9 protein-coding genes are annotated in these 7,306 nt (G+C 65.7%); 7 read left to right on the top strand and 2 right to left on the bottom strand.

Going from position 1 to position 7,306, the window contains the following annotated elements; all coding sequences use genetic code 11:
- Positions 1 to 64 precede the first annotated feature (64 nt).
- The 3 genes from DBO33_RS42290 to DBO33_RS42280 all read left to right on the top strand — a co-directional run bounded on the left by DBO33_RS42290 (position 65) and on the right by DBO33_RS42280 (position 1,980).
- Positions 65 to 439: a hypothetical protein gene (locus DBO33_RS42290; RefSeq protein ID WP_107661283.1), complete on the top strand. Its 375-nt coding sequence runs from the start codon at positions 65 to 67 to the stop codon at positions 437 to 439.
- Positions 440 to 459: 20 nt separating this feature from the next.
- A complete protein-coding gene (locus DBO33_RS42285) occupies positions 460 to 759 on the top strand; it encodes a hypothetical protein (RefSeq protein ID WP_107661282.1) in 300 nt (99 codons plus the stop codon).
- Positions 760 to 1,539: 780 nt separating this feature from the next.
- The gene (locus DBO33_RS42280; RefSeq protein ID WP_107661281.1) at positions 1,540 to 1,980 is read left to right on the top strand and encodes a hypothetical protein; all 441 of its coding nucleotides are present in this window, start codon (positions 1,540 to 1,542) and stop codon (positions 1,978 to 1,980) included.
- 17 nt (positions 1,981 to 1,997) lie between these two features.
- On the opposite strand, the gene DBO33_RS42275 is transcribed toward DBO33_RS42280, so the two are convergent.
- On the bottom strand, positions 1,998 to 2,501 hold the full coding sequence (locus DBO33_RS42275; RefSeq protein ID WP_107661280.1) for a hypothetical protein: 504 nt from the start codon (positions 2,499 to 2,501) through the stop codon (positions 1,998 to 2,000).
- Positions 2,502 to 2,680: 179 nt separating this feature from the next.
- On the opposite strand from DBO33_RS42275, the gene DBO33_RS42270 reads away from it, so the two are divergent.
- Positions 2,681 to 3,934: a hypothetical protein gene (locus tag DBO33_RS42270; RefSeq protein ID WP_107661279.1), complete on the top strand. Its 1,254-nt coding sequence runs from the start codon at positions 2,681 to 2,683 to the stop codon at positions 3,932 to 3,934.
- Between the two features lie 472 nt (positions 3,935 to 4,406).
- Here DBO33_RS42270 and DBO33_RS42265 read toward each other — a convergent pair whose 3' ends face one another.
- Positions 4,407 to 5,393 carry a hypothetical protein gene (locus tag DBO33_RS42265; RefSeq protein ID WP_159080863.1) on the bottom strand — a complete coding sequence of 329 codons (987 nt, stop codon included), beginning with the start codon at positions 5,391 to 5,393 and terminating at the stop codon, positions 4,407 to 4,409.
- 571 nt (positions 5,394 to 5,964) lie between these two features.
- Between DBO33_RS42265 and DBO33_RS42260 the strand changes: the two genes are divergently transcribed.
- The 3 genes from DBO33_RS42260 to DBO33_RS44350 form a co-directional block, all read left to right on the top strand.
- Positions 5,965 to 6,168 carry a hypothetical protein gene (locus DBO33_RS42260; RefSeq protein WP_107661277.1) on the top strand — a complete coding sequence of 68 codons (204 nt, stop codon included), beginning with the start codon at positions 5,965 to 5,967 and terminating at the stop codon, positions 6,166 to 6,168.
- Positions 6,169 to 6,351: 183 nt separating this feature from the next.
- Positions 6,352 to 6,543 carry a hypothetical protein gene (locus DBO33_RS43455; RefSeq protein WP_159080862.1) on the top strand — a complete coding sequence of 64 codons (192 nt, stop codon included), beginning with the start codon at positions 6,352 to 6,354 and terminating at the stop codon, positions 6,541 to 6,543.
- Positions 6,540 to 7,306, top strand: a 767-nt coding sequence (locus DBO33_RS44350; protein ID WP_234391494.1) for a DUF4913 domain-containing protein, incomplete at its 3' end; no start/stop codon positions are given. The genes DBO33_RS43455 and DBO33_RS44350, both read left to right, overlap by 4 nt.

Genomic DNA, 7,306 nt, shown 5'->3' with positions numbered 1-7,306 from the left:
CCGCCACCACCCCCACCCGAAAACCCGCTAGCCCACGACACCGACCACTCGCGCAAGGAACAACATGAGCGAACACCCCACCGACACCAGCACCGGCATCGCGGCATGCCTCAAACCCCGCCCCGTCCACCTGATCCGGGAAACCGACTTCAGCCGCCTCGTCACCACGATCTACCAGCGCCCCTACAACCTCCAGCAACAGGGCGGCGGCCTGCCCCAAGACAGCATCATCGAATTCACCATCCCCGCAGAGGAATCCGATTGGACGGGGCCATCACTGGCCCGATGGCAGGCGGCGACCCCGCCCGCCGACGGTGATCGGGCAGACCAGACACGCTGGGAACGGGAGTTCCATCCACCGCTCGAAGACATTCTCAACGACCTGCACACCCGCGGCCTACTCACCCCCGGTGACTACGCCCTGCACGTGTCCTGGTGAACGAGAGGACACCATCTGCGATGGACACCACCAGCAACGCCGCACCGCAACCGATCCCGACAACCAATGGATTCTTCGTCGCCGACCCCGCCGTGCTCGACCTCGCGCCGGGCACCGGCACCAACTACGTCGACTACTGGTGGAGCACCGACCAACGCGGTCACCTCGTGCTGCTGCACCGCAACGGAGAACTCCGCGCACTAGCCAACCCCACCCGGGAAATCACCGAACACGTCCGCCCCAACCACCCCGTACGCCACATCCCCCGCGTCTTCATCCCCGAACGCCGGCGACCCGGCCTCCTCACCCCACTCCCCTGACCAAACCACCACGGGCGAGCCCGGGCGGCCACCCGGGGCCCAGCAGACACCACAGACAGAACAAACCGCCAGAGCCGAAAACCCCATCCGCACAACACCATCCCAACCCAGGAACCCACATGGCAGACCACACCGCCACCCCAGCCGATGGACCGAACGCCCGACACCGGCGAGACCTTCCCCGGAACGGACGCAAACAGGACTGCCTGGACTGCGGAACCGACACCCGCTCACTCGGCGAGTACTACATGGTCGACAAAACGGTCTGGCAGCAAACCGGGCTGAGCCCCGGCGGCGGGCAACTATGCATCGGCTGCCTGGAAACCCGGCTCCGGCGACCCCTGAGCGCCACCGACTTCACCGACGCCCCCATCAACGACCTCGCCTGCCCCCGCGCCGTCGCACGAATGAGCCCGCGCTTACAGAACAGACTCAGCACACTGCCTGGCGAAAACCCCGAACCCGCCTCCGCAGCCGATACTCCACACCCCCGAAAACGATGCCCCATCACCCNACCGCCGCCACTTCCTCACCCCCGCCACCCACACCCGAATCCTCCACCAAACCCGCACCACCCTCCACCAACTCACCACCACCCAGCCACACACCCCGCCACCAGAGGCCGACATGCCACAGGAGCAACAACCATGACCAACCACCAAGCAAACAAGATCTCGCGCCGAGCGCGGCGACGGCACTGCAAACCCAACCGATCACACTGAACTACGGCCGACGCACGACAGCGCGAGCCCCAGACACCACGAACTCAGGGAACTCACGATGAACACCGACAGCGACCGCACTCGACACGCCACGGTCTTCGACCTGCCCGGCTGGCCGTGCCCGCCCCGGGTCAGCGACCTGAACCAGCACCCCGGCAGCTGGGGCGTCATCGGATTCCGAGCCACCATCTACGCCGACAGCCCCCTCCAGCTGACCTACGACGAGATCGGGCATCTGTGGGTAAAGGGCAGCGCCGTACCAAAGTTCATCGACCCCACCACACTCAACGACCCGAGTCGGTCCGACCTCAATCCTCAAGTCTTGGTGTTCGCAACCCCCTCGGCAGGGATCGGACTGTGGATCCCACCCCGCTTCCTGAACCGACTCTCCGACAGCAGCCGCCTCGACCTCCAAAGCCAGCCCGGTGAATGGCTCCCAGTCAACGAAGCCGTCCACGACATCCCCGACTTCATCCCACACGGCACACACAACGACTGACCACCCGCGGACGGGCTTCAGAGATCCGGGTGCTGGGTCATCATCCGGCGAAGGCGAAAAGCGTGAGCCGCGTCCTCTGGCGACCGCTGCGGCGGTGGTCCTGGCGGCCAGGTGACATACAGTCCGCCAGCCCATTTGCTGCCCGCGGGCGCCGGCAGCACACGGTGGTGCCAGTGCTGCTGATAGTGCAGGTCAGCGAGCGTCGCCGCGACATCGATCGACCCGTCCGGGGTAATGAACGCCTTCAGCGTGACAGGATCGGCCACTCCCACCACATCCTCGGTGGCGACTACCTCACCGGCCTGGTCCCACTGCTCCTGCTCGATCCTCATCAGGTCGGCGTCGATGTCGAGCCGATCCAGCAACCCGTACATCGCTTGCGCTGGAAGGTCCGCAGGGAGTTCGCTGGATTCGCTATCCGCGTCCTGCGGCATCAGATCCCGCAGGGTGACCTCGGCGGCGACAAACGCGAACCGGCGCCCCGCGCCGTCTGCTACACCTGAACCCGATGCGATCGACATCAGCTACTTATTCGCTGACGGCAGTTTGCTTTGCCCCCGCTTCACGGTTTCGTCCTCTGTGACTTGCGATGCTCAAAGTTCGAAGACAGCTTCTGAGGACCACCAGCATCGAACTGACGCAGCGCAACGTGCGTCATACCGAATAAACCCAATGACCCCTCAAGGGAAAGATATTCGCTATGGACAGCCGCACCGAGGACCGCGCCCGCGCCGCGCTGGCCCGCATCAGCGAGATCGCCGATCTGTGGCGCGCTGCGGGCGCGGCCTGGCGCGCAGCCGCCGACACCGTTTCCGCTGCCGCCGAACTGGAGCCGATCTGGGCAGCCGCCGAGCCCGAAGCCCGCGCCGGCCTGCTGCACGCCGCAGCCTGGGCCGCGCGTGAGACCGCCTTGCCCGCCGACGACGATCCCGACACCGCGACGCTGTACGCCATCGAGCTGCATCGCTACGCGCGCGCCATAGACGACCCCGCCGAGCACTACGGGCAGAAGTTCCCGGACATGCCTTTGGCAGGCAGTGGCGGCGTGCTGGCATCCTCGCTCGCATTCGACCGCGACGACCTCACAATCAACGCCCACACCGCGGTGCAGCTGGTCGCCGCCGCAGCCAGAGCCGCCTCCGCCGCTCGTGCACTGGTGCCGCTGCGTGAGGTGTCGGGCGATCCCGGATTCCGCATGGAGTTGGGCGGCGGTTCGGCGGTGACCGGCGCCAGCTGGTTCTACCTCTACCCCGACGGGCATCACCACGGAGTGTGTGCGGCAACGATCTTCGTGCCCGCGATCCTCCAGCCCGAGCCCGGTGGCCCCCAGCTGTGCCCGTGTGCCCGCCGCGCCGGGCACGACCCGCACCTGTCGCATTGCGCCGACACCGGCGACTATCAGGACGCAACCTTGCTGGAATGGACGACCAGCGGCGGCGGTGCACTCGAGATCCGGCCGGGCGAGCCCGCCGCCGAACACCCAGCGACCACCACAGACCTGGTCTTCTACGGTCTGGCCGATGATCTGGTGAAAGTCCGCGGCGGACAGGATGCCGAGTTCATCGCACCCGCCGGTGGATGGACAGGCTACGTCGTCGCGCCAGATGATTCGCGGATGAGCGTGCACGCGAGCTTCACCGCCCAGGGCTGGGAATTCACCACCGACGACCCCACATCGGCATGGCCGGTCCGGATCGGGCGGCGCGTGGACTACATGACCGGTCCCCGCCTGCGCGACCCCGACTGGCTGGCCCGCCACAGCAACGACCCCGCCCTGATCCTCACCGCCCCCGCCGGATCGCTGACCCAACAACACCCCCCACGAGGAGAACCCAAACCCCCGCCACAGCCGAACATTCCTGCAACGGCCGGCGGCAACACCACCCGCTGTCAGACGAAACAGTCTCCGCCGCACAAATCCCGCGACCCGAAGACGAAGCCACCGAGCGATTGACATGATTACAGCAATCGTCACCGAAGGAAGACACCCCCATGAGCAGGCCGCCCGACGACAATTAACTCCCCAACACAACCGATGGCCTCACCCCGGTCTACTTCGACCTCAACGGCAACGGCATTGACTGGGCAATCGGCTATGCAAAATGGGAGGAGTACGCACCCAGAACCCCCAGCACAGAAGCACTCCGCTCCATGCTCGAGTCCATCCAGCACACCGACAACAACACCCCAACCACCACCAGCGACGAACAAGACCCACCCACCAATGCAACGGCCTAGGCGCGGCCGCCTTGCCCAGGACAGCAATCACTAATGGTGAGAGACTTCAGTCTGGTCGCCCGCGCGACGAGCCCTCCTACACATCAGCGCACAGCGCACCCAAGATCGAACCGACATGCCCGACCACAACCGCCTTCGCCCCGTGAGGAAGGCCAGAACGCGGCTTACTGGCAGCCACCTACAGGAGGTCAATCGGTGGGCAGAGGGCCAGGCACGCGGTAGTCGCGGAGGAACGCAATCACACGATCATGCTTGTCGTCAGCGAGCACAGGAAGGTCGTAGTGCTCGTGTGCGTACTGATGGACCTGGTGAGCGACCAGATGCCCACCAGCGACGAAGTCTTGGGCAAGTGTTGGCAATTGCATGGTGGCGGCATGCATCCACCACCGGTGGCGTTCATCGGGACGCGGAGCGTTCGTGAGCGCGCTGTGCATGCGGAACAGCGCGATAGCTAGCTCGTCGGCGGCCGCGGGCGAACACAGGGGCAGCCAGCGCTCAAGGAATTGGCGCTGGTACGGGCCGAAAGGTTCGGCGTTGGCTGCTGATTCCGGTTCCAGATCGTCGGGAACACGGACGGCGAAGATGGATTGACCGGTCGGATCGCTCCGGAAGATGAGGTCGTCGCCGCGAGGCTGCGGCACTGCCATGACGTCGGGGTCAGCGGGCGGGGCCTCGGCACCCAGGGTGGCGGTGATCGCCTGCTCGAGGTCGACCAGCAGGCGGCACAGGACGCCGAACTGGCGTTCAGCTTCGAACACCTTGTGCATCATGTCGCGCTGCTGGTCGCGGCAGCAGACAAAGCCGACAACGGACAACCCCTTCCGGAACCGACCGATAGCGGCCTCGATTCCGGCGAAAGTTGCCGCGACCGGGGCTGCGTAATCGACGGTGCTCTCTGCCATAGTCGGTGAATTCTCGCTCGGCGAACTGCTCACGGATTCTGCTTCCTGGTCGTGAACCGAGTCTAGATGTTGCCAGAACAAGCCGATCGAGTTCGATCGCAGAGCAACCGCATCGGGAACCGGCCCCCCGGCAAAGGTCATCGAGTTCGCCAGCGCCGAACGAGGTTTCGTCGCTGTCCCCCCGCGCCAACGAGGGGACAGCATGAACGAAAACAAACTCCAGCAGGTGTCATAGGGATAGAGGCCCTCACCTTCGGAGTCCCCACTTTCCATTCATGCAGAGACGAGGTCTCTGCTAGGTCGAAACTTAGCATCGCATCCGCGCCGCCGACCCGGGTTCCACACCGCCGGTGTGGGATCTCGGCCCTAGGCGGAGAGCCGGCGGAGCTGGTGGGTCCGGACTGCGGGCGTGACGCCACGATGGCGATTCCCCAACCCATCCGCGAGCACGCACGGGTGGGCTACACGTGCCCGTGGTGCCTCGAGACCGCATGACACAGCGACGATGCGCGGGACCGAAACCTGTTGCGGTCCAATAGCTCCTACCCTCACGATCGCCAAGGAACACCCCATGCCCCCTGAGTATCGGCGCTGCCCGCCGCCGCCCGCGACCACGCCGGCAGGCACCATCGACGACATCGCTCCAGATGATGACCGAGATCCGCACCGACATCGACGCGGGCCGTGCCCACCCGCGAGATCCACGAGGCCACTCCTAGAACATCCTTGAATGTTAGAATTCTGGAAACGTAGATTGGGCGCTGAACTCGATTCACCCGCACCCAGCTGACTGCTCGACCTCACGCACGCTTGCCCGCAAAGCCACACCGCAAGGGAGAACGACATGGCCGAGCACTGGCCCAACGATTGTTTCGTACGGAAAGGTGGCGAGATATACCCCACGCAGATGACGCTGCAGATCCTCGCCGATCAACTCGACAAAATGGTCGAATTGGGCCGAATCTACGAACGCGAAGATCGCGAACTCGAACGCCGACGCCGTGAGCGCGACACACGCGATCCCCACGTCCTTGACCGCGACCGGTAGCGGAGACATCACCGCTGATGCCCGACTACCTCGCCCCCCATTACAGACCACTTCCCGACAGTGCTGCGCGCCAGGCCACCTTCATACGCCCTCCACCGCCACCACTGAGCACCCTGTACCAGGCACCAGCATCGACCCACCCCCGCGGCGGGCACACCAGAAAGCGCCCACGAAGACATGGACATGTTCAGCAAGGAAGCCACTGAGGAACGGCTCGAACAGCAGCGGCTCCGGCGCGCCCGCGAGGCCGCCGCGCAACGAGCCGCCGAACACGCCCGCGCCACAGGTCAACAGCGCGGCGACGAACCTGAGCGCCGCAGACCCGAACGAGACACCGGCCGCGAATACGGCCGGGACGAGCGTGGACGCTGGTGACCCGGACACAGAGGGCGCGAGCGCGGGTGGGGCGCACCGCACGCCCAACCACCCGGACATTACGTGCGCGGCCGACGCGCCGACCGGCACCCAAACGTGCCCCAGAATTCGCCTCACTCGACGCGTTCGCCGACTTCTTCGCACAGGCCTGCACACGCAGAGTCGAGGACAACTACAACCAGGCCGTGTGGTGCCCACGATGGCGCGAACACCCTGAAGCAGTACTGCGGCTCACCGCCTTGTGGAAGGCCCGCGAACACCTGCGCACTCGAGGGGCCGTGGGCATGTCGGCCTGGTGGCTCGACCACGTCGGCCCTCACATGCGGAGACTGCTCGACCCGAACGGCCCGTTCAAGTACTGCTCGATCCGCAATGGCCACAAAGACCTCCTCGCCCCGCTGCCCGTCGACCTAGAGCTGCTGCCCGCCGAACTGTCGGCCGCCACCACACCTGCGCCCGGGGACGCGTTCGGGTCGGTCACCGAATTCGTGCACACCTTCCTCATCGACCTCTACCGCCGCCAGGTCACCGACACCAACGAGAAGGTGTGGTGCCCGCAATGGTGGTGCCATCGCGAAGCCCGCGAACGCCTGGCCCTGCTGTGGCACACCTACGAATACCTGCGTCGCGGCGGCCCACTGGGTTTGTCGACCTGGCTGCTCGACCACGCCGACCATCACATGCCCGACCTGTTCGACCCCCGCGGCGTGTTCAGCCAATGCGCCGTCCGCCACCGCGAACCCACCCCACTACCCACCAACCA

It is taken from the genome of Nocardia suismassiliense (assembly GCF_900269665.1).
Taxonomy (GTDB): domain Bacteria; phylum Actinomycetota; class Actinomycetes; order Mycobacteriales; family Mycobacteriaceae; genus Nocardia; species Nocardia suismassiliense.
This window is presented reverse-complemented; position numbering and strand designations above follow the sequence as displayed.

What these genes read in the sequence shown, in the direction of transcription:
- DBO33_RS42285 (WP_107661282.1), top strand. Translation starts at nt 460, where the DNA reads ATGGACACCACCAGCAACGCCGCACCGCAACCGATCCCGACAACCAAT.
- DBO33_RS43455 (WP_159080862.1), top strand. Translation starts at nt 6,352, where the DNA reads ATGTTCAGCAAGGAAGCCACTGAGGAACGGCTCGAACAGCAGCGGCTC.
- DBO33_RS42275 (WP_107661280.1), bottom strand. Translation starts at nt 2,501, where the DNA reads ATGTCGATCGCATCGGGTTCAGGTGTAGCAGACGGCGCGGGGCGCCGG.
- DBO33_RS42290 (WP_107661283.1), top strand. Translation starts at nt 65, where the DNA reads ATGAGCGAACACCCCACCGACACCAGCACCGGCATCGCGGCATGCCTC.
- DBO33_RS42260 (WP_107661277.1), top strand. Translation starts at nt 5,965, where the DNA reads ATGGCCGAGCACTGGCCCAACGATTGTTTCGTACGGAAAGGTGGCGAG.
- DBO33_RS42270 (WP_107661279.1), top strand. Translation starts at nt 2,681, where the DNA reads ATGGACAGCCGCACCGAGGACCGCGCCCGCGCCGCGCTGGCCCGCATC.
- DBO33_RS42280 (WP_107661281.1), top strand. Translation starts at nt 1,540, where the DNA reads ATGAACACCGACAGCGACCGCACTCGACACGCCACGGTCTTCGACCTG.
- DBO33_RS42265 (WP_159080863.1), bottom strand. Translation starts at nt 5,393, where the DNA reads ATGGAAAGTGGGGACTCCGAAGGTGAGGGCCTCTATCCCTATGACACC.